Raw genomic sequence first — 23,102 nt, forward strand, 5'->3', positions numbered from 1 at the left:
CGCAGGATCACCAGGGTCTGCTGTTGCATGGTGTGCATCGCCAGCTTGTGCGGGCGGATGGTCGGCAGGTCGACGATGATCGCGTCGATACGCTCGATCAGGGCGTTTGTCATGGTTCCAGGGTCCCGTGAAATCGGGCTGCAGGGCGCAGATCCGATACTACATTTACTTGATTATTCAAGCATTGCGCGAGACCCTGAGGGCCGTCCAATATCAAATGAATCTCCCACCATACCCAGGAGGTCTGATGGAGCTGCGCCACCTTCGCTACTTCAAGGTCCTGGCGGAAACCTTGAACTTCACCCGCGCCGCCGAGCTGCTGCACATCGCCCAGCCACCGCTGAGCCGGCAGATCGGCCAGCTCGAGGAACAGCTCGGGACCTTGCTGGTGGTGCGTGAGCGGCCGCTACGCCTGACCGAAGCCGGGCGCTTCTTCTATGAGCAGACCTGCACCCTGCTGCAGCAGCTGGACAACATCAGCGACAACACCCGGCGTATCGGCCAGGGCCAGCGCCAGTGGCTGGGCATCGGCTTTGCCCCGTCGACCCTGTACACCGTGCTGCCGGAGCTGATCCGCGAGCTGCGCCAGGACAGTGAGCTGGAGCTGAGCCTGAGCGAGATGACCACCTTGCAACAGGTCGAAGCCCTGAAAAGCGGCCGCATCGACATCGCCTTCGGCCGCATCCGCATCGACGACCCGGCCATCGTGCAACAGGTGCTGCGCGAAGACCCGCTGGTGGCCGTACTGCCCAAGGGCCATGCCCTGGCCGGCGCGCCCCTGTCGCTATCGCAGCTGGCGCGGGAGGCCTTCATCCTCTACCCGGCCAACCCGCGGCCCAGCTATGCCGACCACATCCTGGCGCTGTTCGCCCACCACGGCATGAGCATCAAGGTCAGCCAATGGGCCAACGAATTGCAGACCGCCATCGGCCTGGTTGCCGTCGGCCTCGGTGTGACGCTGGTGCCGGACTCGGTACAGCGCCAGCACCGCACCGATATCGAGTACGCCAGGCTGCTCGACAGCAGCGCCGTCAGCCCGATCATCCTCAGCCGACGCAAAGGCGACATGAGCCCGATGGTGCAACGCTGCCTGGCGTTGATCGCGCAGCAGGCCGTTTGACCCTAGCGTTGGATTTCACATGACGTAGCATCATCCATGTCCTGACGAGCGATCGTTTGCCACGCCTCGGTCGCTGTTTTCTAATGCCTGCGAACTACCAGACAGCCCCCCAGGAAGCGCCTGCAATGATTCACGGAAAAACCCCAGCTCAATGGTGCGCCTCACACCCCTTGATCGAGGACCTGATGGCGCTGCGGGAAACCCAATGGTTCAACCCGGCTATCGCGCCTGCGGCCCAGGCCCTGGGCGACGTCGGCCTGACGGCGGCCGACGTGCAGGCCGCCAGTGCCCGACTGCAACGCTTCGCGCCGTACCTGGCGACGGTGTTCCCGGACACGGCGGCCAGTGCCGGGATCATCGAATCGCCGTTGCGGCCACTGCCCAACCTGCAGCGCAGCTTGCTGCAAGAGGCTGGCCTGGCGCCTAGCGGCGCGCTGTGGCTCAAGGCCGACAGCGAACTGCCGATTTCCGGTTCGATCAAGGCCCGTGGCGGTATCCATGAAGTCCTCAAGCATGCCGAGGACCTGGCCCTTGAAGCCGGCCTGATTACCCTGGAAAGCGATTACCGCACGCTGGCCGACGCACCGGCGCGGCAGTTCTTCAGCCAGTACAAGGTGGCGGTCGGTTCCACCGGCAACCTCGGCCTGTCGATCGGCATCATGAGTGCCAAGCTCGGTTTTCAGGCCACCGTGCACATGTCGGCCGATGCCCGACAGTGGAAGAAGGACAAGCTGCGCGCCAACGGCGTGACCGTGGTCGAGCATCAGTCGGACTACAGCGTGGCGGTGGAACAAGGGCGCCAGCAAGCCGCTGGCGACCCGCAGTGCTACTTCGTCGATGACGAGAACTCGCCGCACCTGTTCCTCGGTTACGCCGTGGCCGCCGAGCGGCTGGCACGGCAATTCGAGGACCAGGGTATCGCGGTGGATGCCGAGCACCCACTGTTCGTCTACCTGCCCTGCGGCGTTGGCGGCGGGCCTGGCGGTGTGGCGTTCGGCCTGAAGCTGGTGTTCGGTGACCATGTGCATTGCCTCTTCGCCGAGCCCACCCACTCGCCGTGCATGCTGCTGGGGGTCTACACCGGCCTGCATGATCAAGTGTGCGTCCAGGATTTTGGCATCGACAACGTCACCGCCGCCGACGGGCTGGCGGTGGGCCGCCCGTCCGGCTTCGTCGGCAAGGCCATGCAGCGTCTGCTCGACGGTTATTACACGGTGACCGACGAAGCACTCTACCGCCTGCTGGTGCTGGCCCACGACCAGGAGCAGGCGCGCCTGGAGCCCTCGGCGCTGGCCGGGGTACCGGGCATGGTGCGGGTGTTGCAGGCCGCCCCTTACCTTGACCGCATGGCGCTGTCACCGGCGCGCCTGGCCAATGCCACGCACCTGGTCTGGGGCACCGGCGGCAGCATGGTGCCTGCCGAGGAATACGCGGCCTACCTGGCCAAAGGCCGGAGCTGACGGCATGCGCGAGCTCAGCGGTGCCCACCTGGCCAACCTGCATACCTTCCTGGTCGCGGCGCGGCACCTGAGCTTTGCCCGGGCCGCCGATGAGCTGTGCCTGACCGCCAGTGCGGTCAGCCACCGCATCGCGCGACTGGAGGAGGAGCTGGCGCTGAAACTGTTCCAGCGCCTGCCGCGCAGGGTGGTGCTGACCGAGGACGGCGAGCGCGTCTATCGCACCATGCAGCAGGCCATGGACGCGCTGACCGAAGCGGTGCAGGAACGCTCGGACGAACAGGTGGCCGGGCAACTGACGTTCTATGTGCGCCCGTCGGTGGCACAGTGCTGGCTGGTGCCCAAGCTTGCCGACTTCACTGCCCGCTATCCGGATATCCAACTGGATATCCGCGTGGGCAATGAGCGTATCGACTACCGCACGCGGCAGGTCGACCTGCTGCTGTGCTATTCGGACGGCGAACATCCCGGGTTGGTCAGTACGCGCTTGATGCCCGAACGGATTGCCCCGGTCTGCTCGGCGCAGTACGCGCGGCAGCTGGGCCTTACGGATAGCCCGGATGCCTTGGGTGACAGTACCTTGCTGCACGATGTGGCGGCCTGGGACAACGCCGCCTTCGATGCCGAGTGGCAGTTGTGGATGCGTGCAGCAGGTTGGCACCGGGCGCTGCCGTCGCGCTTTCTGACCTTCGACCGCTCCGACCTGTGCAGCCTGGCGGCCATGCACCATGCGGGTATTGCCATGGGCCGCGAGCAGTTGGTGCGTGAGCGGGTGGCCAGGGGTGAGTTGGTGCTGCCGTTCGGGGATTTCCTGCAGGTGGGCAAGCATGGTTATTACCTGGTTCATCCGGGGCATGAGCCGATGCCACGGCGGTTGCAGGTGCTGATCCAGTGGCTCAAGGGCGTTGCCAGCCTTTGAGGTGGCTTGACTGGCCCTATCGCCGGCAAGCCGGCTCCCACAGGTCCTCCACAGTTCTTGAAGGCTGTGGGGTACCTGTGGGAGCCGGCTTGCCGGCGATAGGGCCACCACTGCCTGCAGTTCTCCTTCGTTTGATCAGGCGGTCGATCATTCAACCGCGCAACGCCGCCTCGATCGCCGCCACATCGATCTTGCCCATGGTCAACATCGCGTCGAAGGCCCGTTTGGCCGCGGCCTTGTCAGGGTTGCCAATCGCTTCGATGAGAATGCGTGGGCAGATCTGCCAGGAAATCCCCCACCTGTCCTTGCACCAGCCACAGACGCTCGCTTCACCGCCGTTGCTGATGATGGCCTCCCACAGGCGGTCGGTTTCCGCCTGGTCCTCGGTACTGACCTGGAACGAAAACGCCTCGCAATGCTTGAATGTCGGGCCGCCGTTGAGCCCAACGCAGGGAATGCCCATGACCGTGAACTCGACGGTAATCACATCGCCGGCCTTGCCCGACGGGTAGTCGCTCGGCGCCGGGTGCACGGCCAGTACACGGCTGTCGGGAATGGTGCTGGCGTAGAAGTTCGCGGCTTCTTCGGCGTCCTGGTCGAACCACAGGCAAATCGTGTTCTTGGCAGTCATGGTCGGACTCCAGGGAGTCAAGAATGAACCATTGAGTCTAGCCCTTGCGCCTGGGCTGGCGATGCCCAGGGCCTGCGTTTCGTCGCACGCGGCCTCTACGATTCACGTTCAGAACAATCCTGCGCATCTTAGTGAAATGCCCTACAAGCCACCCCCTTCACTGGACTGTCTGACAACCCCATCATCCCTGGCGAACCTAACAAGCGACTCTACGCAGGGAGAATCAGGTTTGTCCGACTTCGAAGCGAAGCTGCAGCACCTCACCGCCGAACAGGTCGAGGTGTTGTACAGCGAGTACATCAGCGGTGAAAAAATTGCCCTCTTGATCGAGCGCTACGGCATAGACGTGGCACCAAGCAGCCTGATCAAGGCCTTTCCTCCCGTGCCTTCTGCAACGCTGGCCTGCCCCTATTGCAAAGTCAGCCTGTACGAACGGCGCAAAAGCAGAACGACCCACCGTTGGAACGAGAGCATGGCGTTCTGCAAAACCTGCACACACCGCCATTACTATCCTGGCCGTTCCCGCTGGCGGCGCGACTGCACCTGCCAACCCTGCCTGCGCGCGCGCGAGCAGGCCAAACAGGCACAGGCCGTCGACCAGCGCAGGCGGATCAAGGGGCATTGGTCGCTGGCGAATCGAAAGCCGCTGGCCCTGCACAGGCTTTCGTTCACCCACAAGCTGCAGTTGCTGGCCATGCTCGAAGTGCGCATGGACGCCCAGCACAATTACCTGGCGCCGGCAGAACAGCTGCACCATGACGCCCGTGTCAGCCCTTCCACGGCCATGGATGCCACGATACTGCAGGCGCTGCACGAGGCGTCGATCCTGTTGGTAGACCCCGACTCGCCACTGGATGCCTTCAGCGACGACCTGACCCCCAAGGCATGGCGAGACAAAGTGCGCTGGGTCGCCAATGTCAGCCTGGACGGCCAGCAGCGGGCGGGACTGGCCCCCCTGTACCGGGTACTGTACAAGGAACTGTCCGGCGGCCCGTTGCCCCAATGGGGCGTACAGATCATCGCGATGATCGAGGCGCTGTCGAATGAAGAGGTGTGCGCCTACATCGCCGCCCGGTGCGCCGAACATGGGTTGCCCTTCGAAGCCCGGAAAAAGGCCGCCGAGATAGCCACGCAACTGCTTCAGGACCACCCCGTGCGCCACGTCTGTTCGCTGGCCAACAGCGCCATACGCGGAGCACTGTCGTACATTGCACGCGCCCACGTGACCAAGCTGCATGCCAGCAACACCATTCCCGCCAACATGCTGGCGATGGGCGAGCGGGGTATGACACCCACCCGCCGCGCTCCAGCCTCAACCAACTGCTGTTCGACGTGTTGCTGCAGCAGGATGACCATGGCCTGGAGCGCAAGATCGGCGACTACATTGCCCAGCTTCCCCTTCACCCCTCGTAGCCCTTTCGGGCGGGCAAGCCGGCGTCTGCAGATTTTTTGCGGACGGCTTGCCGGTGGAGGCGCTCTAGCCCGCCACTTGCAACATTCTGCAGACAATTCCTGCATTCAGCAGTGAACCTGCTGACAAAAATGCGGTCTTTGGCTGACGGTCTATTCACCGACCAGTTCGCCGGCCCCTTCCTGATCATGCGTCACCGGGCCTATTTTTCCTGTTGCAGCGAAGACCCCACATGCCTGAATCCCGCCCAGCCACCCTCGCCCTCCCAGCCCTGCGCGGCACCTTGCTCGCCGCCCTGGTGGCCCTCGCCGCCCCCGTGCATGCCGAAGAGCCGGCCAGCGATGCGCGTTGGGTCAGTGACAGTTTGAGCACCTACGTGCGCAGCGGCCCGACCGACGGCCACCGTATCGTCGGCACGCTCAAATCGGGGCAGAAACTCACCTTGATCGGCAGCCAGGGCAACTACAGCCAGGTACGCGGTCAGAGCGGCGACCTGGTGTGGATCCTCACCAGCGACCTGCAGTCGGTGCCGGGCCAGGGCGAGCGCCTGCCGCAGCTGGATGCTCAGGTGGCTGAGCTGTCCGGGCAGTTGAAGACCATCGACGACAGCTGGAAGAACCGGGTGCAGGGCATGCAGGAGACCCTGGATTCGCGCAAGCAATTGGTCGATGAACTGGAAGCGCGCAACAAGTCGCTCAACGAGCAGCTCGACCAGGCCCAGTCGAAGCTGCGCGACACCCAGGCGCAGCTGGGTGACGAGAATAAACAGGTGATGATGCGCTATATGGTCTATGGCGGCAGCATCGCTGGCGCGGGGTTGCTGATGGGGCTGATCCTGCCGGCGTTGACTCGCGGGCGGAAGAAGAACGACCGCTGGTTCTGAGGGGCTCGAAACCCGATAGCTTGCGCGATCCCCTGTGGAAGCGGGCTTGTCCCGCGAACACGGGCGAAGCCCGTGCCAGGCGCCTCCAGCGTCTGTGCCGGCCTTTTCGCCGGGCAAGCCCGCTCCCACAGAAACTTCACGCTCCGCGAAGCGTCTCGCGGGAGGCGCTCTCGCTCACTTGTTACGCGCCTTGTTGTAAATGGTCTTGGCCTGGTCAGCCGAGGCCTGGCACTGGGCCATGTCTCCTGCTTTCTGGGCATCCTTGGCATTTTGCAAATGCACCTTGTAGTCATGGGCCATGCCACCATGCAGTGCCTGACCACTGGTTTTGAAAATGTCTTCCAGCTCCTTGATCTTCGCCTCGCAATTGCTGGCAGGGTCGGCATGGGCCGCGAAACTCAACACAGAAGCAATCACCAGCAGTGTCATGGATTTCATGAAGCATCCTCCTGGGAAATCGGAAAATTCATCGAGATACAGTGGCTCGACGCAGCAAAAAGCATAGCCCCCACTCAGCCCCGATGCCCCTCGGCAACCAGAAAGTCGATGAACGCCCGCACCCGCAACGGCATGTGCCGCGCCTGAGGGTAGATCAGCATGAATGGCCGTGAGGTGCCGCCGTATTCGGCCAACACCTCCACCAGCTCGCCGTTGTCCAGCGCGTCCTGCACCGTAAAGCGGTAAGCCTGCATCAACCCGCCGCCATGGCGCACCAGGGTCGTGGTGGCCAGGAAGTCGCCCAGGCAGGTCAAACCGCCCTGCGTCTGCACCTCCAGCTCACGGCCATCCCGGCGAAAGATCCACGGTGGGCTCCGCCCACTGCTGGCCAGTTCGAACTGGATGCACTCATGCTGGGCGAGGTCTTCCGGCACCTTCGGCACCCCCTTGCGCGCCAGGTAGCTTGGGGTGGCCACCACCACCAGTTCGGCATCCTCCAGGCGCCTGGCCACCAGGCGTGAGTCGGCGGGCTCGCGACCACGAATGGCCAGGTCGAAGTGTTCTTCGGTGAAGTCGACGTTGCGAGTGCTGACATGCACGTCTACCTGCACATGCGGGTAGCGCTCACGAAACCAGGGCAGCAGTGGCAGCAAGCGATGGTGGGCATAGGGCGTCGCCGCACTGATACGCAAGCGGCCACTGGGCAGCACTTGACCCCCGGTCACCTGGCGTTGGGCCTCGACCAGTTGCCCGAGGGCCTGGCGACACTGCTGGTAGTACGCCTGCCCTGCCTCGGAAAGGCGCATCTGCCGCGTAGTGCGCACGAACAAGCGCACCCCCAGGCGTTCTTCCAGGCGCGCCACGCTGCGGCTTACCGCCGCTGGCGTGACACCTGCCTCGATAGCGGCGGCGGTGAAGCTGCCATGGTCGGCGGCCAGGCAGAACAACTCCAGGCTGCCCAGTTGAAGATCGTCGAAGTGGCGCGTCATGCTGGCTCGATTGATTACACGGTGTATCGATTGAAATGCCATCTGGCTTATTTTTCAAGCATGGGTTGCAACCTACAGTGGTCACCTCACCGAGCCACCGGCTCACCTACTGGAGAACGCACACATGACCCAGCCAAGAACCGTCATCATCACCGGAGCCTCCAGCGGCCTCGGTTTTGCCCTCGCCGAAGCCTTCCTCGCCCGTGGCGACAACGTCGTCGGCAATGCCCGCAGCCAGGCACGCCTGGACCAGGCCGCCGCGCGGCTCGGCCAGCCGCAACGCTTCGTCGGCGTGGCCGGCGACATCGCCCTGGCCGAGACGGCCCGGCGCTTGTTCGAAGTGGCCCTGGACACCTTCGGTGCAGTCGACATCCTGATCAACAACGCCGGGATTTTCATCTCCAAACCGATCGCCGACTACACCGAGGAAGACGTCGATACCCTGGTCGGCACCAACCTCAAGGGCTTCTTCTACCCGGCGCAGGCGGCGGCACGGATCATGGCCGAACAGGGTCACGGGCATATCGTGGCCATCACGGCGTCCATCGCGCAGCAGCCAGATACTCGGATACCTGCGCTGTTGCCGGTGCTGGTCAAGGGCGGCTTGAACCAGGCGGTCAAGGGGCTGGCCCTGGAGCTGGCGTCCAGCGGCGTGCAGGTCAATGCGGTGGCCCCCGGGGTCATCGACACACCGCTGCACAGCGGCAATGTCGAAGGCCTCGGTGCATTGTCGCCCAGTGGCCGGACCGGCTCGCCGCAGGATGTGGTGGATGCCGTGCTGTACCTGACCGATGCGCGCTTCGTCAGCGGCGTCATCCTGCCGGTAGACGGCGGCAGCACCGCCGGCACTTGGCACTGAACAGAGGAGTTGAAGCCATGCCTTATGTGCATATTCGCGTGACCGACGAAGGCGTCAGCGCCGACCACAAGCGCCAGTTGATCGAAGGCACGACCCAGTTGCTGCAACAGGTGCTGGGCAAGCCGCCGGCCAGTACCTTCGTGGTGATCGAGGAAGTGCCGACGGATAACTGGGGGGTGGGTGGGGAGACGGTGACCGCGGTGCGGCAGCGAGAGCGGGGTTGAGAACTGGGGCCGCTTTGCGGCCCAATCGCCGGCAAGCCGGCTCCCACAGGGATTGCGCCAGCTTTCAGATTTTGAGCAAAGCGCCCACAGGGAAACGCGGTGCTGTCTCTGTGGGAGCCGGCTTGCCGGCGATTGGGCTGCGCAGCAGCCCCCTTACTGGCGCAACCGCTCCAGGGCCTCCAGCACATAGCCGGTGGCCCTTTCCACCTCCCCTTCCCGGCAGGCAATCCCCAATTGCCGCCACAACCCCGGCCGCAGCGGCCGACGCACAATGCGTCGGTCCAGCTCCGGCGCCTCGCCTTCCTGGGGCAGCAAGGTGGCGCCATAACCGGCCCCCACCAGGCTCTTGATCGCATCGTTGTAGTTCAGCTCGATCCGCGGCTCGGGGTACAACCCGGCGGCGGCGAACCATTCACCGATCACCCGCGACAGCTGGGTGCTGCTGTCATTGAGAATCAACGCGCGCTGCCCCAGCCAGGCTGGGCTGACCCTGGCCGGCGGCTGCCAGTCGGCAGGCACGTAGGCCAGGATCGGGTCGCGCCGCCAAGGGGTGACCTTGACCCCCTTGCCCGCCACCTGCGGCAAGGCCACCAGGCCGATGTCCAGGGCGCCTTCGCGCAGCCGCGCCAGGGACGCCTGGGAGGTCAGCACCTGCACTTGCACGTCGATACCTGGGTGCGCCACCCGCAGGTGCTCCAGTGCCTTGGGCAACAGGTGGGCGATGGCACCGGTCGAAGCGCCCAGGCGCACCCGGCCGGTCAGGCCCTCGACTTGCCGGCGCACTTCGTCCAGCGCCAGGTCGGCGTCGGCCAGCAGGCGCCGGGCGCGGGCCAGCAGGGTGTCGCCGATGGCCGTCGGGCGGACCTGGTTGCGATTACGGGTCAGCAGCGGCGCACCGACCCGCGCCTCCAGCTCGGCGACGTGCAGGCTGATGGTCGGGGGCGCCAGGTTGAGCTGGCGGGCGGCTTCGGCAAACGAGCCGAGGTCGGCGATGACCACCAGGGTGCGCAGGCGGTCGAGGCTGATTTCGCGCATGGGGACGTTCCTGACAAGGCATAGCGTTCAGAAAAAATGAATGACAGCGTCATGATATTCAAATTTCCTTTACCAAGGCGACAGGCGAGCATAGGCCATCTTCTCCACACCGGACCCCGACCATGCGCACCCCTGTTGTCTTCATCGATGGCGACCAAGGCACCACCGGCCTGCAAATCCATGCCCGCCTGCACGGCCGCGACGACCTGCAACTGCTGACCCTGCCCGAAGCCGAGCGTAAAGACCCGCTGCGCCGCAGCGAAGCGATCAACAGCGCCGACATCGCCCTGCTCTGCCTGCCCGACGACGCCGCCCGCGAGGCCGTGGCCACGATCCGCAACCCGGCGGTGCGGGTGATCGATGCCAGCTCGGCGCACCGCACCACCCCAGGTTGGGTCTATGGCCTGCCGGAACTGGACGCGCAGCAGCCCGAGCGAATTGCCCAGGCCACCCGCGTCAGCAACCCCGGCTGCTACCCCACCGGCGCCATCGCCCTGCTGCGTCCGCTGGTCCAGGCCGGCCTGCTGCCGGCTGACTATCCGCTGAGCATCCACGCCATTTCGGGTTACTCCGGGGGTGGCCGGGCGGCGGTCGAGCGCCATGAACAGCAAGGCGATGCGTCGGCGCCTACCCTGCAGATGTATGGCCTGGATCTGGCGCACAAGCATGTGCCGGAAATCCAGCGGCACGCAGGCCTGTCGGCTCGACCGGTGTTCCTGCCGGGGTATGCCGCCTATCGCCAGGGCATCGTCCTGAGCATCCCGCTGCAGCTGCGTCTGCTGCCTGGCCAGGTGAGCGCCGAACAGCTGCAGGCTTGCCTTGAGCGGCACTATCAAGGTGCCCGCCATGTGCAGGTGATGCCCCTGCACCAGCACGGCCCGGCCACCGCGCTCGACCCCGAAGCCCTGAACGACAGCAACGACCTGCGTCTGGCCCTGTACGCAAACCCCGAGCACGGCCAGGTGCTGCTGACGGCGGTGTTCGACAACCTGGGCAAAGGCGCTTCGGGCGCAGCAGTGCAGAACCTCGATCTGATGCTCGCGGCGCTGCAGGCACGAGGCTGAACCGGTAAAAAGGGTTTAGACTGTGCACCCCGTGCCAACCCGGCGCGGGGTGATCCAACAGCCGCCGGAGCCCGTCCCCGATGTTCATCCTGAGCCGCCTCGACAGCGTGCCGCCCGAGTCCTTCCAGAACCAGATCCGCGAACTGGTGATCCACCATGTGGGCGAACTGAGCAGTGTCGCCATTCGTGCCGACAATCCGCTGTACCCGCTGTACCAGTACGGTGTCGGCATGGAGGTGCATCAATACCTGCAGGCCATGGACGGCACCCGCGGCCTGGCCGTGGCGCTGACCCTGGCGCTGGACGCCGAGGCGCCGGACCAGCTGCTTGGCTTCGCCCTGACCCTGCCTGCCCAGGACAACCCGCAGGCCTGTGCCCTGGCCTTTCTTGCCGTGGTGCCCGGGCATCGTCGCCAGGGCGTCGGCCGCGCCTTGCTGGACGATGTACAGAAGCGCTTCGCCAGCGTCGAGCTGAACGCCTTTGCGCACCAGGTGCCGTGGTTCGAGGCCATGGGCATGCAGGTGGTGGCGGCCAGCGGGCCGCAGGTATTGATGAGCAGTACCGGGCAGGCCAGCGGCGCGCTGATCGGGCGGCTGGACATTGCGCCGATCTACCAGACCACCGAGGTGCATCAGATTCATACCTACCTGCTCAATCAGCAGGGTGAGGATGCGATGATCGAGGCTGAACAGCAGCGTGATGAGTGGCTGGATGAGTTGGCCGTGCTGGCGCGTGAGTGTGTGAAGCAGCGCAAGACCGTGCATTGAGTTATTGGGGGCTGCTTTGCAGCCCTTTCGCGACACAAGGCCGCTCCTACAGGGACCGCGTGATTTTTGTAGGAGCGGCCTTGTGTCGCGAAAGGGCCGCAGAGCGGCCCCAGCAATCTTCAGCCATGCACCCAACGCCGATGCAGCCCCCGCGCCAGCGCATCGAGCATGAACCCCAGCACACCAATCAGCAGCACCATCGCCATCAGCTCCGAGTACGCCAGCCGGTCGCGGGTATCGAGAATGAAATACCCAAGCCCCGCACTCACCCCCAGCATCTCGCACGGCACCAGCACGATCCACAGGATGCCGATCGCCAGGCGCACGCCGGTCAGCACATGGCCGATCACCCCGGGGACGATCACCTTGCACAAGGTCTCCCAACGCGTGGCGCTGAGGCTGCGGCTCAATTGCAGCCAACGCGGGTCGAGCTGGCGCACGCCCGCCGCGGTATTGAGCAGGATCGGCCACAAGGCGGCAAAGGCCAGCAGGAAGTAGATCGGCTGGTCGCCCACCCCCATCAGCATCACCACCACCGGCATCCACGACAGCGGCGAGATCATCCGCAGGAACTGGAACGCCGGCGTGGTCGCGGCCTCCAGGTGCCGGTAGCTGCCCACCAGCAGGCCCAGCGGCACGCCGATCAGCAACGCCAGCAACAACCCAACCAGGATCCGTTTGAGGCTGACCCAGACATGCCCATAGACCTCGCCCTGTCCCAGCAGCTCGATCAGGCTGGCCAGGGTCGCCTGGGGCGAGAAGCGCGCCGACAGGCCGTCGGCCTCGCCAAACATCGCGACCCCGGCCCACCACAGCACCAGCAACCCCAGCAAACCCACCAGCCCCAGGCCGGCATGTACGACGTGCTTGCGCATCAGACCACGAACTCCTCGCTGCGCTCGAAGTTGTCGGCGATGCCGAACACCGATGGCCCACCGACGGCCGCGATGGCGTTGCGCACGAAGCGCTCGTCGACCAGGTCGCGGGCCGTCTGGGCCGGGTCCAGGCCGGCGAGGAAGGCGTTGTCGCCTTCGATCAGGGTGTGCTTGAGGCGCTTGACCAGTTCCTCGGTGTAGCTGGGGAACGGGTACGGCTGGAAGTCGATGCGCTTCTCGTCCCATTGCTGGTGGCGGATTGCGCCGCTGGCGATGTAGCCGGCACGGTCTTCGGCGGCCGGGGCCAGTACCTTGGTCAGCACCGCCGGCTCGTGCGGGGTGTACTTGTTGGGGCCGGCCTTGGACAGCAACGCGGCGGCTTCGGCGCGGTGGTCGCGGGTCCAGTGCTGGGCCTTGACGATGGCGTTGACCACCTTCTGCGACCACTCGGGACGGTTGTTCAGGTCATGTTCGTGCATGAACACCACGCAGCACGCGTGGTTGCGCCAGACGTCGCCGGTAAAGCGCTGCACCCGGCCGACCTTGAGGTTCTCGGCCAGGGCGTTGAACGGTTCGGCGACGATGTAGCCGGCAATGCGTTTGCTGGCCAGGGCCGGCGGCATGTCCGAGGGCGGCAGCACCAGCAGGTTGACCTCGTTGGCCGCCAGCGGCGCATTGGCCGGTTTCGACACCGGGGTCAGGCCGTTGTCGTTGAGCATCTGCTGCAGCACCACGTTGTGGATCGAATACCAGAACGGGATAGCCACCGTCTTGCCGCCCAGTTGCTGCATGTCGGTGATGTCGGGCGCCACGGTCAGGCCCGAGCCGCCGACGTGGTTCCACGCCACCACTTTGGCCGGCACCTTGCTGGCGTAACGCGCCCACACGGTCATCGGCGACAGCAGGTGAATGACGTTGACCTGGCCCGAGATGAACGCCTCGATCACCTGGGCCCAGCTGCGCAGCAGCACCGGGCGCTCGGCCTTGATGCCTTCGGCCTCGAACAGACCGTTATTGTGCGCGACCAGCAGTGGCGTGGCGTCGGTGATCGGCAGGTAGCCGATGCGAACCGGCGCATCCGGCTCTGCGGCGGCGCGCGCCTGCAGGCTCGAAAGCAAGGGCACGGCGCCGGCGGCGGTGAGCATGGCACTGAGCTTGAGGAAGTCGCGACGCGAGGTGGAGGAACAGCAGTCATCCATGCACATGGGCAGGCTCCGAAGGCAACGAGGGAGAGGAAGTTTCGTCTGAGCGGCTGGCCCGCCGAAGGGTTTTGAGTATCTCGATGCGCAGCGCGCCCAGCTCCTCAACCCGCTGTGCCCGGGGTTGCGGCAGGTCGATGGACCATTGGCCGAGGATGTGCGCCGGGTGGTTGCCCAGTAGCAGTACCCGGTCGGACAACAGCAGGGCTTCGTCGATATCGTGGGTAATCAGCACCGCGGCGGTGTTGTGGGTGCTGATCAGTTGCAGCAACAGTTTCTGCATGTCGGCGCGGGTGACTTCGTCAAGGGCACCGAAGGGTTCGTCGAGCAGCAGCACTTCGGGCTGGCGTGCCAGGCAGCGCGCCAGGGCGGTGCGCTGGGCCATGCCGCCGGACAGTTGCGCCGGGTACTGGTTGCGCGCATGGGCCAGGCCCACGGCGCAGATCGCATGGTCGATGCGCGCGCGGCGCTCGGCCGCAGCCAACTTGGGCTGGCGGGCGAAATCCAGGCCGAAGGCGACGTTCTTTTCCAGGCTCAGCCAAGGCAGCAGGCTCGGGTCCTGGAAGGCCACCGCCAGGCGTGGATGGGGGCCTTGCAGCGCCTGGCCGTGCAGGGTCACGCTGCCGCCGCGCGGCGGCTGCAAGCCCGCCAGCACCCGCAGCAGGCTGGACTTGCCGACCCCGCTGGGGCCGAGGATGGTCACCACCTCGCCTGGCGCCAGTTGCAGGTCGAAGCGCGCCAGCACCTCCTGCCAACCGCCCTCGCGCGGGTAGCCCAGGCTGATGGCGCGGGCTTCGAGTAACGCGTGGCTCATGCAGTGGCCGCCTGGCGGTGCAGTTCGGCGCGCAGTTGCACAAGGCTCGGGGTAACGATGGGCACGAACGCCGATTCACGCCAACGGCGTGCGAAGCCTGAGCCGAATTCGTCGAGGTAGGCCTTGCCGCCACTGGCCTGCAATTCGAGCTGCACGGCGTCGGCCGCGCTTTCGGCGAGGGTGATGCGCAGCTTGAACAGCGCCGCCGGCTGGCCTTGGAAACGCCCGTCGAGCAGGCCTTGCTTGAGCTCGGTCACGGTGTTCTCCAGGCGCTCCTTGAGGACCTGGCGGTGCTCTTCCAGGAACGACAGGCGACCATGCAGGTGCTCGTGCACTTCGTCCAACGAACGGCGCGCCAGGCCGATGGCCATGCCGCACTGCAGGGCGAGGAACGCCGGGCGCACCTTGGGCAGGAATTCGCGGGCGTTTTCGTGCAGCAGCCAGTCGCGGCCGAGCGCCACCTGGTGGAAGGCCAGGGCCGCCGTGTTGCTCGACTGCAGGCCCATCAGTTGCAGGTCGTCGGAGCGCTCCAGGCCCTGTGCCTGCGAAGGGATCGCCAGTACGAACGGTGCCCCGCCCGCATCGTCGTCGATGGCGGCAGCCACCACGAAGCCGCTCTTGCGCAGGTTGGTTACCCAGTGCAGACGGCCTTCGAGGGTCCAGCCGTCGGCCTCGGGGCGGCCACATACCTGCAGCGCCTCGATGCCGGATAGAAACTTCATGGCATTGGAAAGGCCCGTGGCACCGGCCAGCTCACCGGTCAGCAGGCTCGGCAGCAAGCGCTCGCGCAGTGCCTGGTTGGGGCTTTGCAGCAGGTATTCGATAAAGGCACGCTGGCCCCAGCAGACGAAGGCGGCTGCCAGCGAGCGACTGGCGATCGCGGCAATGGCTTCGATGGCGTCGGTCACCTCACCACCACTGCCCCCCAGCGCCGGGTCGACACCGATGCGCAGCAGTTGCGACTCGGCAATCTGCGCCAGCACCCGCTGCGGGTCGCACTGGCCCTGGTCGATGGCCTCGGCATTGGCATCCAGCCAGTTGGCAAATGCAGCATCAAGCATATCCCTACTCCTTTTGAAAACGCGGGCGCCACGGCGCCCCGCGCGGTTTATGCAGAAGGCTGCCAGCGGTACTTGCCGAGCTCGTCGTTGAGCGGCGTCTGGGCGAACACATTAGCAAAGTTGCACAGGGTTGCGAGGCTGACCCCGAGAATCACTTCCAGGGCATTGCCCTCGGTGAAACCGGCATCGCGCAAGGCCTGGTAGGTGGCCTCGCTGACATTGCCGCGGGTGGCGATGACTTCGCGGGCGAACGCGGCCAGGGTCTCGTAGCGCGCATCCGGCAGTTCGCCACGGGCGCGCAGGGCATCGACCACTTCCTGCGGCAGCTTGGCCTTGTTCAGCGCCACGGCGGTGTGGCCGGCCACGCAGAAGTCGCAGCCATGCTGGGTGGCGGCGATCAGCTGTACCACTTCGCGTTCGGCCAGGGTCAGTTCGGCCTTGCCGTTGAGGGCCGAGACGGTCACGTAGGTTTCCAGGGCCGCCGGGGCATTGGCGAGCACACCCAGCAGGTTGGGGATGAAGCCGGAATTCTTCTGGGCGTTCTCAAGGAACGGGCGGGCCGCTTCCGGGGCGCTCTGCAGAGTGTGTAGAGTAATGCGCGAGGACATGGAGTGGTCTCCTTCGGTGTGTGTCCATACAGTCTGTTGGTTATAAGAATCGCCCTCCATATTCATCAGTCGCCTTTCCTTGCTCCTGAGTCTTTACATTAGATGATTTCATCCAGCCCACTTGTCGATTGGTTATTAGAAGGCCTTGAGCTCGACGCCAGCCTGTTCCACGTCGGCCGCTACTGCGGCGGCTGGCATGCCAGTACCGAGGGCATGGGCCGGGCCAGTTTTCACCTGGTGGTGCAGGGCCATTGCTGGCTGCACATCGATGGCAAGGCCGAAGCCGTGCGCCTGGAAACCGGGGACGCGGTGTTTCTGCTGCGCGACCTGGGTTACCGCTTGTCCAGCGACCAGGACCCGCTGAACGCCTGCGCCCAGCCGCGCCAGGCCATGCAGGCGCTGGATGCCAACGCGGCGGACGGCGTGGGGCTGGTGTGCGGGTTCTTTCACTTTCGCCCTGGCTTGTCGTCACTGATCGTCGAGGGCCTGGCCGAGTGGATCCTGTTGCGTGCCGAGGAACCGAGCGGGCATGCGGCGCGGGCGTTGTTCGGGCTGATCCTGGACGAATGCCAGCGCCTGCCAGCACCCTCGCAGACCCTGCTGGAGCGGCTGACGCACTTGTTGTTCCTGTATGTGCTGCGCCAACAGGTGCATGCCGGGCAGCCACTCGGCGGCCTGGTCGCCCTTGCCCGGCAGCCGGCGTTTGCCGGCTTGCTGCAGCAGCTGATCGAACAGCCCGGGCAGGCCTGGACGCTGGAGAGCATGGCGGGGTGTACGGGGCTGTCGCGGTCGGCGTTCTTCAAGCGGTTCAACGAACTGGCCGGGCAGTCACCGGGGCAGGTGCTGCTGGCGTTGCGCATGCGCCATGCCTGCCAGTTGCTGCAGGCGGGCAATACCGTGGAGCAGGTGGGCGCGCAGGTGGGGTATCAGTCGGTGGCGGCGTTTACCCGGGCGTTTGCCAAGGCGGTGGGAGTGCAGCCTGGGGCGTATCGGCGGCAGCATGAGGGGCGCTGAGATTTTTGGTGTTTGCACGGGCCCTATCGCCGGCAAGCCGGCTCCCACAGGTACTCCACCGGTCTTGGGTTCAGTGGGCTACCTGTGGGAGCCGGCTTGCCGGCGATAGGGCCGGTGCAGGCAAACCCATCAAGCCTGACTCGCCGGGATCCGCCGCTCCCCCATCCACGCATTGACCTGCTGCCCGAACTCCGCCGGGGCCTTGCGCCCGAACCGGCGCGACAGGTCGAGAATGGTCTGCTGGGCCAGCGCCTCTTCCATGCGCTTCTGCGCACTCAGCATCACGGCATGGATCGCGCAGGTGCCTTCAGTCGCCCAGCCAGGTGGCGACCCCTCGAACAGCGTGCAACGTTCGCGAATCTCGCGGCAGTCAAAGATCTTCTTCGGCCCATCGATGGCATTGACGATGTCCAGCACGGTGATTTCGTCCGACGGCCGGGCCAGGCGGAAGCCACCGCGTACCCCTTCCGTGGCGACCACCAGCTTGGCGCGAGCCAGCTTGGTGAAGACCTTGGCCAGGTACTCCTGTGGCACGCCCTGCAGCTCTGCGAGGTCGCGCACGCTGGACTCGCGCGTGTCGCCGCGCTCGTCCACGAGGTATAGCAGGCAATGGATGCCGTATTCGACGCCAGCACTGTAGAGCGACATTTCAATCTCCGACCAACTTTGTCGCAAATCATACGCGGGTAGCGCCAGCACCGCAAAGCGGCTTGCCACTTCAGGTGCTGGCGCCCCTCCAATGCCTACCCGCGCAGCGCCTTCACCTCGCCTTTCTTGCCGTCCGTCTCGCGCAAGTACTCCTGCAGCGAGTCGTCCATCGCCTGCATCCAGCGAGTATGGTGGGGCACCGCCTTGGTGCCGGTGATCACCGAGCGGTACGACTTGTCGCGGTAGCCCATGATGTCGTGCTTCTTGTCCTGCTTCCATTGCAGGAAGATGCGGTTGACTGCATCGATATCGAAGCTCGGGTAATCGGTCTGCCCGATCAGGTGCTTGATGTATCGGCCCTGGAACTCATACATCGAGGCCGTGGTTTCCAGGCCCTCTTCATCCTCGCGCCAACGCTTGCTGTCCGCTTGCATGTCCGCCCGGCACGGCAGCTGGATGCGGCCCATCATGTAGTCGCGGGCAAACCACGCCTGTGCGTCGAAGAGGTTGAAGCTGTACCAGAGGTCCTGCATGCCCAGGTAGAGCAATTGCGGATTCTGCTCCCAGACCACACCCTGGTAGAGCCCCGCAGGCCACAGGCGGTTGTTTGTCTTGAGGGTCAGTTCATCGGGCAGGAACGGGAAGTGATGCTGGTAGCCCGTGCACAGGATGATGGCATCCACGCGCTTGTTCGACCCATCGGCGAAGAACGCCAGGTCGTTTTCGACCCGCACCAGTTGCGGGCGCTCTTCCCAGCCCTTGGGCCATTTGTAGCCCATCGGCTGCGTACGGTAGGCCGTGGTGATCGAGCGCGCGCCGTACTTGAAGCATTGCGAACCGATGTCTTCGGCGGAGTAGCTGCTGCCGACAATGAGCAGGTCCTGGCCGTGGAATTCCATGGCTTCGCGAAAATCGTGGGCGTGCAGGATACGCCCGGTGAAACGCTCGAAGCCTTCGAACTCCGGTACGTGCGGGGTGGAGAAGTGCCCGCTGGCCACCACCACATAATCGAACACCTGCTCGATACCAACCCCTGCACTGTAGTCATGGGCGCTTACGGTGAACGCGCGCGTGTGTTCATCGAAGCTGACGTTCTTGACCACGGTATTGAAGCGAATGTAGTCGCGCACCCCGGCCTTTTTCACGCGGCCTTGAATGTAGTCCCACAGCACCTCGCGCGGCGGGTACGAGGAGATCGGGCGCCCGAAGTGTTCATCGAAGCTGTAGTCGGCGAACTCCAGGCACTCCTTGGGGCCGTTGGACCACAGGTAGCGGTACATGCTGCCGTGCACCGGTTCGCCGTGCTGGTCGAGGCCGGTGCGCCAGGTGTAGTTCCACATACCGCCCCAGTCGGCCTGTTTTTCGAAGCAGACGATTTCCGGCATGGGGGCGCCCTGGGCATGGGCGGACTGGAACGCACGCAGTTGCGCAAGGCCGGACGGGCCGGCACCGATGATAGCTACACGAAGAGTCATAGTGATTCCTGAACAGTTGAACGCTGAAAAAAATGCAAAGGCTCCCCAACCCCGAACGGCAAAAGGCCGGGGGTGGAGCAATTCAGGCGTTACGGTGCAGGTGGAGGGACGGGGCGTTTGCGCATCTGGCGCAGCAGGATGTTGGCGGGCGGGATCGACAACACGTGAAACAGGCTTGAAAGCGGGGAGAGGTTCATGGGAGTGGGCCCGTATCCATCAGCGCAGGGCGCGAAATGGGGGCCTGAGGGGCGCAAGATACGTGTGATCTCGTACATGGGGGCTGCAATGGCCTCTTTTCTTTGTGGGTTTCCTTTTTATCTATAACGGATGGGGGTGGGGATATCAAGGTTTGCGCCCAACCGCCCGCCAGCCGCCTGGGTACAGGCCTTTCTACGCGTCGACCGATGAGCTGGCCCCCTCGTCGCGAAGAAAAAACTTGCAAACCTAAACTCCGACCAATACAGTCGCAGTTATTCGAGAGACACCTACCGTGTTGATCGAAGCCCTCTTCTTCCCTGTATGACCTTTGCGGAGCACCTGCATGAAATCCAACATCCTGATCATCGGTGCCGGTTTCGCCGGCGTATGGAGCGCCCTGAGCGCCGCCCGCCTGCTCGACCAGGCCAAACGCGACGACCTCAGCATCAGCGTGCTCGCACCGCAGCCGGAGCTGCGCATCCGCCCGCGCTTCTACGAAGCCAACGCACATACCTTGAAAGCCCCGGTGGGCGAACTGTTCGAGGCCGTGGGTGTGCGCTTCATCACGGGTAACGCCGAGGCCATCGACGCCGACGCCCGCAACGTCAGCTACACCGACAGCCACGGCCAGCGCCAGCAGATCGGCTACGACCGCCTGATCCTCGCCGCCGGCAGCCAGGTGGCACGCCCGGCTGTCCCAGGCCTGGCCGAACACACCTTCGATGTCGACCAGATCGAATCGGCCATGCACCTGGAGCAGCATCTGCAGCGCCTCGCCGCCCTGCCACCTTCGCCGGCACGCAACACCGTGGTGGTCTGCGGCGGGGGCTTCACCGGCATCGAAACCGCCACTGAAATGCCCGCACGCCTGCGTGCCTTGCTCGGTGACAGCGATGTGCGTGTCGTGCTGGTCGACCGTGGCGCCAGCATTGGCGCGGCACTGGGCGCGGGTATCAAACCGTCGATCGTCGCCGCGTCCGAGCAGGCTGGCGTCGAATGGCTGACCGGTACCACGGTGGTTGCCGTCGATGCCGGCGGCGTCACCCTCGACAATGGCGAATACATCGCCAGCAAGACCGTGATCTGGACCGTCGGCGTCAAGGCCAGCCCGCTGACCGCGCAGGTAGCCGGTGAACGAGACAACTTCGGCCGGCTCAAGGTCGACGACCACCTCAAGGTGATTGGCCAGCCGCATATCTATGCCACGGGCGATACCGCCTGGGCAGCCGTCGACGAAATCGGCAACCACGCCCTGATGACCTGCCAGCACGCCATCCCCATGGGCCGCCACAGTGGCAACAACGCCATGGCCGACCTGCTCGGTGTGCAGCCGGTGGTCTACCGCCAGCCCAAGTACGTCACCTGCCTCGACCTCGGTGAATGGGGCGCGGCGTACAGTGAAGGCTGGGAGCGCGAACTGAAACTGCACGGCCAGGAAGGCAAGGACCTCAAGCGCCAGATCAACTCGGTATGGATCTACCCACCTGCCGCAGACCGCGCCGTGGCACTGGCAGCCGCAGACCCGCAGATCGCAATCGTTTGACCGCATGATCCCGGCAGATCCGTCCAAAAAATGACGGATCTGCCTATGCATGGCACAAGGGTGGATGTCTGGCCAATGGTGGTGGCCATATGGCATCATCGAAATCAAAAAAGTATTCGAGAGGGTGAGGCACACACTTAAATCCGCAGCGCATCAAGATGCCTGGCATCCCCCGCTCTTGACGCTCTGCACGCCACCGTCAAGGAGCATTTCCATGCAGTTACGGAACATGAAGATCGGTATTCGCGCTGCCAGCGTATTCGCCCTGTTGGGCACCCTGGTCCTGTTCATGGGCCTGCTCGCACTCTACGAAACCCGGCAGATGGACAAGGCCACGGACCAGATCCGCGTCACCTGGATGCCTGCCGTGGTCGCCCTCAGTGACATCAGCAGCAACCTCGGCCGCGCCCGCGCGGTCACCCTGCGCGCCGCGCTGTCTGATAGCCCCACCGAACAGGCACGCAACGTCGAACTGCTCAAGAGCATCAATTCCCAGCTCGACGGTGACCTCAAGCACTATGAGAGCACCATCATCGCCGCCGACGACCGCGCCCTGTACAACGCCTTCTATGCCGCTCACCATCAGTACCGCGACCTTCAGGCGCGGGTACTGCAGGACATCCTCGCCGGGCGCATGACCGAAGCCAAGCAGCAGATCAACAGCTCGCTAAGCCAGCATGCGGACGCCATGATGAAGGCCATGGCCGCGCTGATCGTCTATAACGGCAGCGGCGCCGAACAGGCCTCGCAACGCAGCAGCGACGTGGCCGACCAGGCCTTCAACGCCATCATCGGCTCGCTGCTGGTGATCATCCTCGCCCTGACCACCATTGCTACCCTGCTCACCCGCAGCATCGTCGTACCGCTGGCCGATGCAGTGGCCGTGGCCGAACGTGTGGCCACCGGCGATCTGACCCAGGACATCCAGGTCACTGGCCGCGACGAACCCGCCATGCTGCTGCGGGCATTGGGCCGCATGCAGGCCAGCCTGCGTGACACCATCCGCAAGATCGCTGCCTCCTCCGACCAGTTGGCCTCGGCCTCGGAAGAGCTGCACACCGTCACCGAGGACACCAGCCGCGGCCTGCACCAGCAGAGCGCGGAAATCGACCAGGCGGCCACCGCCGTCAACCAGATGACCGTTGCCGTGGAAGAAGTGGCGAGCAACGCGGTGAGTACCGCCGACGCCTCCCAGGGCGCCGACCGCACCACCCGTGACGGGCGCGACCAGGTCAACCAGGCGCTGGCCTCGCTGCAGCACCTGGTGGCAGACGTGACCGGCACCTCTGCCGAGATCGAACAGCTGGCCACCAACGCCAACGAGATCAGCCGCGTGCTCGACGTGATCGGCGCGATTGCCGGGCAGACCAACCTGCTGGCACTCAACGCCGCCATCGAGGCCGCGCGTGCTGGCGAGGCGGGCCGTGGCTTTGCCGTGGTCGCCGACGAGGTGCGCGCCCTCGCCCACCGCACCCAGCAGTCCACGGCGGAGATCGAGCAGATGATCGCCGGGATCCAGAACGGCACCGGGCGTGCAGTGACAGCCATGCAAAGCAGCCAGGGGCGTGCCACCGGGACGCTGGCAGTGGCTGAGGGTGCGGGGCAGGCGCTGGAGGTGATTGCCGAGGCGATTGCCTCGATCAACCAGCGCAACCTGGTGATTGCCAGTGCTTCGGAGGAGCAGGCGCAGGTGGCGCGGGAGGTGGATCGCAACCTGGTGAATATCAGGGATCTGGCGATGCAGACGTCGGCGGGGGCCAATCAGACCAGTGCGGCGGCGCAGGATCTGTCGCGTTTGGCGGTGGATTTGAATGGCATGGTGGCGCAGTTCAAGGTTTGATCTGAAACAGCTGGGGCCGCGTTGCGGCCC

At 64.9% G+C, this 23,102-nt stretch carries 23 protein-coding genes and 1 pseudogene; 12 read left to right on the forward strand and 12 right to left on the reverse strand.

Translation table 11 applies throughout. The annotated features are described in order from the left end of the window. A pseudogene (locus ACIPZB_RS24075) lies at positions 1–113 on the reverse strand (muconate cycloisomerase); the annotation flags it as partial. A gap of 134 nt (positions 114–247) precedes the next feature. On the opposite strand from ACIPZB_RS24075, the gene ACIPZB_RS24080 reads away from it, so the two are divergent. From ACIPZB_RS24080 to dsdC, 3 genes are all read left to right on the forward strand, one after another. After that, positions 248–1,120 carry a LysR family transcriptional regulator gene (locus tag ACIPZB_RS24080; protein WP_400643037.1) on the forward strand — a complete coding sequence of 291 codons (873 nt, stop codon included), beginning with the start codon at positions 248–250 and terminating at the stop codon, positions 1,118–1,120. Between the two features lie 125 nt (positions 1,121–1,245). Then, positions 1,246–2,580 carry a D-serine ammonia-lyase gene (locus ACIPZB_RS24085; RefSeq protein WP_400643038.1) on the forward strand — a complete coding sequence of 445 codons (1,335 nt, stop codon included), beginning with the start codon at positions 1,246–1,248 and terminating at the stop codon, positions 2,578–2,580. A gap of 4 nt (positions 2,581–2,584) precedes the next feature. After that, a complete protein-coding gene (gene dsdC / locus ACIPZB_RS24090; RefSeq protein WP_400643039.1) occupies positions 2,585–3,496 on the forward strand; it encodes a DNA-binding transcriptional regulator DsdC in 912 nt (303 codons plus the stop codon). A gap of 151 nt (positions 3,497–3,647) precedes the next feature. On the opposite strand, the gene ACIPZB_RS24095 is transcribed toward dsdC, so the two are convergent. Beyond that, positions 3,648–4,127 (reverse strand): VOC family protein, encoded by a 480-nt coding sequence (locus ACIPZB_RS24095; protein ID WP_400643040.1) that lies wholly within the window; start codon positions 4,125–4,127, stop codon positions 3,648–3,650. 136 nt (positions 4,128–4,263) lie between these two features. Between ACIPZB_RS24095 and ACIPZB_RS24100 the strand changes: the two genes are divergently transcribed. Both ACIPZB_RS24100 and ACIPZB_RS24105 read left to right on the forward strand, forming a co-directional pair. Continuing rightward, positions 4,264–5,655 (forward strand): hypothetical protein, encoded by a 1,392-nt coding sequence (locus tag ACIPZB_RS24100; protein ID WP_400643041.1) that lies wholly within the window; start codon positions 4,264–4,266, stop codon positions 5,653–5,655. A 115-nt stretch (positions 5,656–5,770) separates the two neighbouring features. Further along, positions 5,771–6,421: a TIGR04211 family SH3 domain-containing protein gene (locus ACIPZB_RS24105; protein ID WP_400643042.1), complete on the forward strand. Its 651-nt coding sequence runs from the start codon at positions 5,771–5,773 to the stop codon at positions 6,419–6,421. 174 nt (positions 6,422–6,595) lie between these two features. Here ACIPZB_RS24105 and ACIPZB_RS24110 read toward each other — a convergent pair whose 3' ends face one another. After that, a complete protein-coding gene (locus ACIPZB_RS24110) occupies positions 6,596–6,859 on the reverse strand; it encodes a hypothetical protein (RefSeq protein WP_400643043.1) in 264 nt (87 codons plus the stop codon). Positions 6,860–6,933: 74 nt separating this feature from the next. Continuing rightward, positions 6,934–7,848, reverse strand: a complete 915-nt coding sequence (locus ACIPZB_RS24115; protein WP_400643044.1) for a LysR family transcriptional regulator — start codon at positions 7,846–7,848, stop codon at positions 6,934–6,936. Between the two features lie 124 nt (positions 7,849–7,972). On the opposite strand from ACIPZB_RS24115, the gene ACIPZB_RS24120 reads away from it, so the two are divergent. Then, complete coding sequence (locus tag ACIPZB_RS24120) at positions 7,973–8,707, forward strand: SDR family NAD(P)-dependent oxidoreductase (RefSeq protein WP_400643045.1); 735 nt, start codon at positions 7,973–7,975, stop codon at positions 8,705–8,707. Between the two features lie 17 nt (positions 8,708–8,724). Further along, entirely contained in the window at positions 8,725–8,931 is a 207-nt protein-coding gene (locus ACIPZB_RS24125) for a 4-oxalocrotonate tautomerase family protein (protein WP_400643046.1), read from the forward strand. Positions 8,932–9,084: 153 nt separating this feature from the next. Here ACIPZB_RS24125 and ACIPZB_RS24130 read toward each other — a convergent pair whose 3' ends face one another. Next, positions 9,085–9,966, reverse strand: coding sequence for a LysR family transcriptional regulator (locus tag ACIPZB_RS24130; RefSeq protein ID WP_008096002.1), 882 nt, complete (start codon positions 9,964–9,966; stop codon positions 9,085–9,087). Between the two features lie 122 nt (positions 9,967–10,088). Here ACIPZB_RS24130 and argC point away from each other — a divergent pair, with 122 nt between their 5' ends. After that, positions 10,089–11,030, forward strand: coding sequence for an N-acetyl-gamma-glutamyl-phosphate reductase (gene argC, locus ACIPZB_RS24135; protein ID WP_400643047.1), 942 nt, complete (start codon positions 10,089–10,091; stop codon positions 11,028–11,030). Between the two features lie 80 nt (positions 11,031–11,110). Then, complete coding sequence (locus tag ACIPZB_RS24140; protein WP_400643048.1) at positions 11,111–11,797, forward strand: GNAT family N-acetyltransferase; 687 nt, start codon at positions 11,111–11,113, stop codon at positions 11,795–11,797. A gap of 119 nt (positions 11,798–11,916) precedes the next feature. Here the strand turns inward: ACIPZB_RS24140 and ACIPZB_RS24145 are convergent, their stop codons facing one another. The 5 genes from ACIPZB_RS24145 to ACIPZB_RS24165 are packed head-to-tail and all read right to left on the reverse strand — an operon-like array spanning position 11,917 to position 16,354. Beyond that, entirely contained in the window at positions 11,917–12,672 is a 756-nt protein-coding gene (locus tag ACIPZB_RS24145) for an ABC transporter permease (RefSeq protein ID WP_400643049.1), read from the reverse strand. Next, positions 12,672–13,877, reverse strand: coding sequence for an ABC transporter substrate-binding protein (locus ACIPZB_RS24150; RefSeq protein WP_400643050.1), 1,206 nt, complete (start codon positions 13,875–13,877; stop codon positions 12,672–12,674). Before ACIPZB_RS24150 ends, ACIPZB_RS24145 begins: the two co-directional genes overlap by 1 nt. Further along, positions 13,864–14,685 (reverse strand): ABC transporter ATP-binding protein, encoded by an 822-nt coding sequence (locus ACIPZB_RS24155; RefSeq protein WP_400643051.1) that lies wholly within the window; start codon positions 14,683–14,685, stop codon positions 13,864–13,866. Before ACIPZB_RS24155 ends, ACIPZB_RS24150 begins: the two co-directional genes overlap by 14 nt. Further along, entirely contained in the window at positions 14,682–15,746 is a 1,065-nt protein-coding gene (locus tag ACIPZB_RS24160) for an acyl-CoA dehydrogenase family protein (RefSeq protein ID WP_400643052.1), read from the reverse strand. The genes ACIPZB_RS24155 and ACIPZB_RS24160 overlap by 4 nt, the downstream gene beginning before the upstream one ends. A 47-nt stretch (positions 15,747–15,793) precedes the next feature. Then, positions 15,794–16,354: a carboxymuconolactone decarboxylase family protein gene (locus ACIPZB_RS24165; protein ID WP_400643053.1), complete on the reverse strand. Its 561-nt coding sequence runs from the start codon at positions 16,352–16,354 to the stop codon at positions 15,794–15,796. 102 nt (positions 16,355–16,456) lie between these two features. On the opposite strand from ACIPZB_RS24165, the gene ACIPZB_RS24170 reads away from it, so the two are divergent. After that, complete coding sequence (locus ACIPZB_RS24170) at positions 16,457–17,368, forward strand: AraC family transcriptional regulator (protein WP_008095985.1); 912 nt, start codon at positions 16,457–16,459, stop codon at positions 17,366–17,368. Positions 17,369–17,497: 129 nt separating this feature from the next. Here the strand turns inward: ACIPZB_RS24170 and ACIPZB_RS24175 are convergent, their stop codons facing one another. Further along, positions 17,498–18,016: an RrF2 family transcriptional regulator gene (locus tag ACIPZB_RS24175; protein ID WP_400643054.1), complete on the reverse strand. Its 519-nt coding sequence runs from the start codon at positions 18,014–18,016 to the stop codon at positions 17,498–17,500. A gap of 95 nt (positions 18,017–18,111) precedes the next feature. Beyond that, positions 18,112–19,491: an NAD(P)-binding domain-containing protein gene (locus ACIPZB_RS24180; protein WP_400643055.1), complete on the reverse strand. Its 1,380-nt coding sequence runs from the start codon at positions 19,489–19,491 to the stop codon at positions 18,112–18,114. Positions 19,492–20,032: 541 nt separating this feature from the next. On the opposite strand from ACIPZB_RS24180, the gene ACIPZB_RS24185 reads away from it, so the two are divergent. Further along, positions 20,033–21,232, forward strand: a complete 1,200-nt coding sequence (locus ACIPZB_RS24185; protein WP_400643056.1) for an NAD(P)/FAD-dependent oxidoreductase — start codon at positions 20,033–20,035, stop codon at positions 21,230–21,232. A 229-nt stretch (positions 21,233–21,461) separates the two neighbouring features. Further along, on the forward strand, positions 21,462–23,072 hold the full coding sequence (locus ACIPZB_RS24190; RefSeq protein WP_400643115.1) for a methyl-accepting chemotaxis protein: 1,611 nt from the start codon (positions 21,462–21,464) through the stop codon (positions 23,070–23,072). The last annotated feature ends 30 nt before the right edge of the window (positions 23,073–23,102 follow it).

The organism is Pseudomonas sp. NPDC089396 (assembly GCF_044749545.1).
Taxonomy (GTDB): domain Bacteria; phylum Pseudomonadota; class Gammaproteobacteria; order Pseudomonadales; family Pseudomonadaceae; genus Aquipseudomonas.

Coding starts and splice junctions, on each gene's coding strand:
- ACIPZB_RS24080 (WP_400643037.1), top strand. CDS start 248: ATGGAGCTGCGCCACCTTCGCTACTTCAAGGTCCTGGCGGAAACCTTG.
- ACIPZB_RS24085 (WP_400643038.1), top strand. CDS start 1,246: ATGATTCACGGAAAAACCCCAGCTCAATGGTGCGCCTCACACCCCTTG.
- dsdC (WP_400643039.1), top strand. CDS start 2,585: ATGCGCGAGCTCAGCGGTGCCCACCTGGCCAACCTGCATACCTTCCTG.
- ACIPZB_RS24095 (WP_400643040.1), bottom strand. CDS start 4,127: ATGACTGCCAAGAACACGATTTGCCTGTGGTTCGACCAGGACGCCGAA.
- ACIPZB_RS24100 (WP_400643041.1), top strand. CDS start 4,264: ATGCCCTACAAGCCACCCCCTTCACTGGACTGTCTGACAACCCCATCA.
- ACIPZB_RS24105 (WP_400643042.1), top strand. CDS start 5,771: ATGCCTGAATCCCGCCCAGCCACCCTCGCCCTCCCAGCCCTGCGCGGC.
- ACIPZB_RS24110 (WP_400643043.1), bottom strand. CDS start 6,859: ATGAAATCCATGACACTGCTGGTGATTGCTTCTGTGTTGAGTTTCGCG.
- ACIPZB_RS24115 (WP_400643044.1), bottom strand. CDS start 7,848: ATGACGCGCCACTTCGACGATCTTCAACTGGGCAGCCTGGAGTTGTTC.
- ACIPZB_RS24120 (WP_400643045.1), top strand. CDS start 7,973: ATGACCCAGCCAAGAACCGTCATCATCACCGGAGCCTCCAGCGGCCTC.
- ACIPZB_RS24125 (WP_400643046.1), top strand. CDS start 8,725: ATGCCTTATGTGCATATTCGCGTGACCGACGAAGGCGTCAGCGCCGAC.
- ACIPZB_RS24130 (WP_008096002.1), bottom strand. CDS start 9,966: ATGCGCGAAATCAGCCTCGACCGCCTGCGCACCCTGGTGGTCATCGCC.
- argC (WP_400643047.1), top strand. CDS start 10,089: ATGCGCACCCCTGTTGTCTTCATCGATGGCGACCAAGGCACCACCGGC.
- ACIPZB_RS24140 (WP_400643048.1), top strand. CDS start 11,111: ATGTTCATCCTGAGCCGCCTCGACAGCGTGCCGCCCGAGTCCTTCCAG.
- ACIPZB_RS24145 (WP_400643049.1), bottom strand. CDS start 12,672: ATGCGCAAGCACGTCGTACATGCCGGCCTGGGGCTGGTGGGTTTGCTG.
- ACIPZB_RS24150 (WP_400643050.1), bottom strand. CDS start 13,877: ATGTGCATGGATGACTGCTGTTCCTCCACCTCGCGTCGCGACTTCCTC.
- ACIPZB_RS24155 (WP_400643051.1), bottom strand. CDS start 14,685: ATGAGCCACGCGTTACTCGAAGCCCGCGCCATCAGCCTGGGCTACCCG.
- ACIPZB_RS24160 (WP_400643052.1), bottom strand. CDS start 15,746: ATGCTTGATGCTGCATTTGCCAACTGGCTGGATGCCAATGCCGAGGCC.
- ACIPZB_RS24165 (WP_400643053.1), bottom strand. CDS start 16,354: ATGTCCTCGCGCATTACTCTACACACTCTGCAGAGCGCCCCGGAAGCG.
- ACIPZB_RS24170 (WP_008095985.1), top strand. CDS start 16,457: ATGATTTCATCCAGCCCACTTGTCGATTGGTTATTAGAAGGCCTTGAG.
- ACIPZB_RS24175 (WP_400643054.1), bottom strand. CDS start 18,016: ATGTCGCTCTACAGTGCTGGCGTCGAATACGGCATCCATTGCCTGCTA.
- ACIPZB_RS24180 (WP_400643055.1), bottom strand. CDS start 19,491: ATGACTCTTCGTGTAGCTATCATCGGTGCCGGCCCGTCCGGCCTTGCG.
- ACIPZB_RS24185 (WP_400643056.1), top strand. CDS start 20,033: ATGAAATCCAACATCCTGATCATCGGTGCCGGTTTCGCCGGCGTATGG.
- ACIPZB_RS24190 (WP_400643115.1), top strand. CDS start 21,462: ATGAAGATCGGTATTCGCGCTGCCAGCGTATTCGCCCTGTTGGGCACC.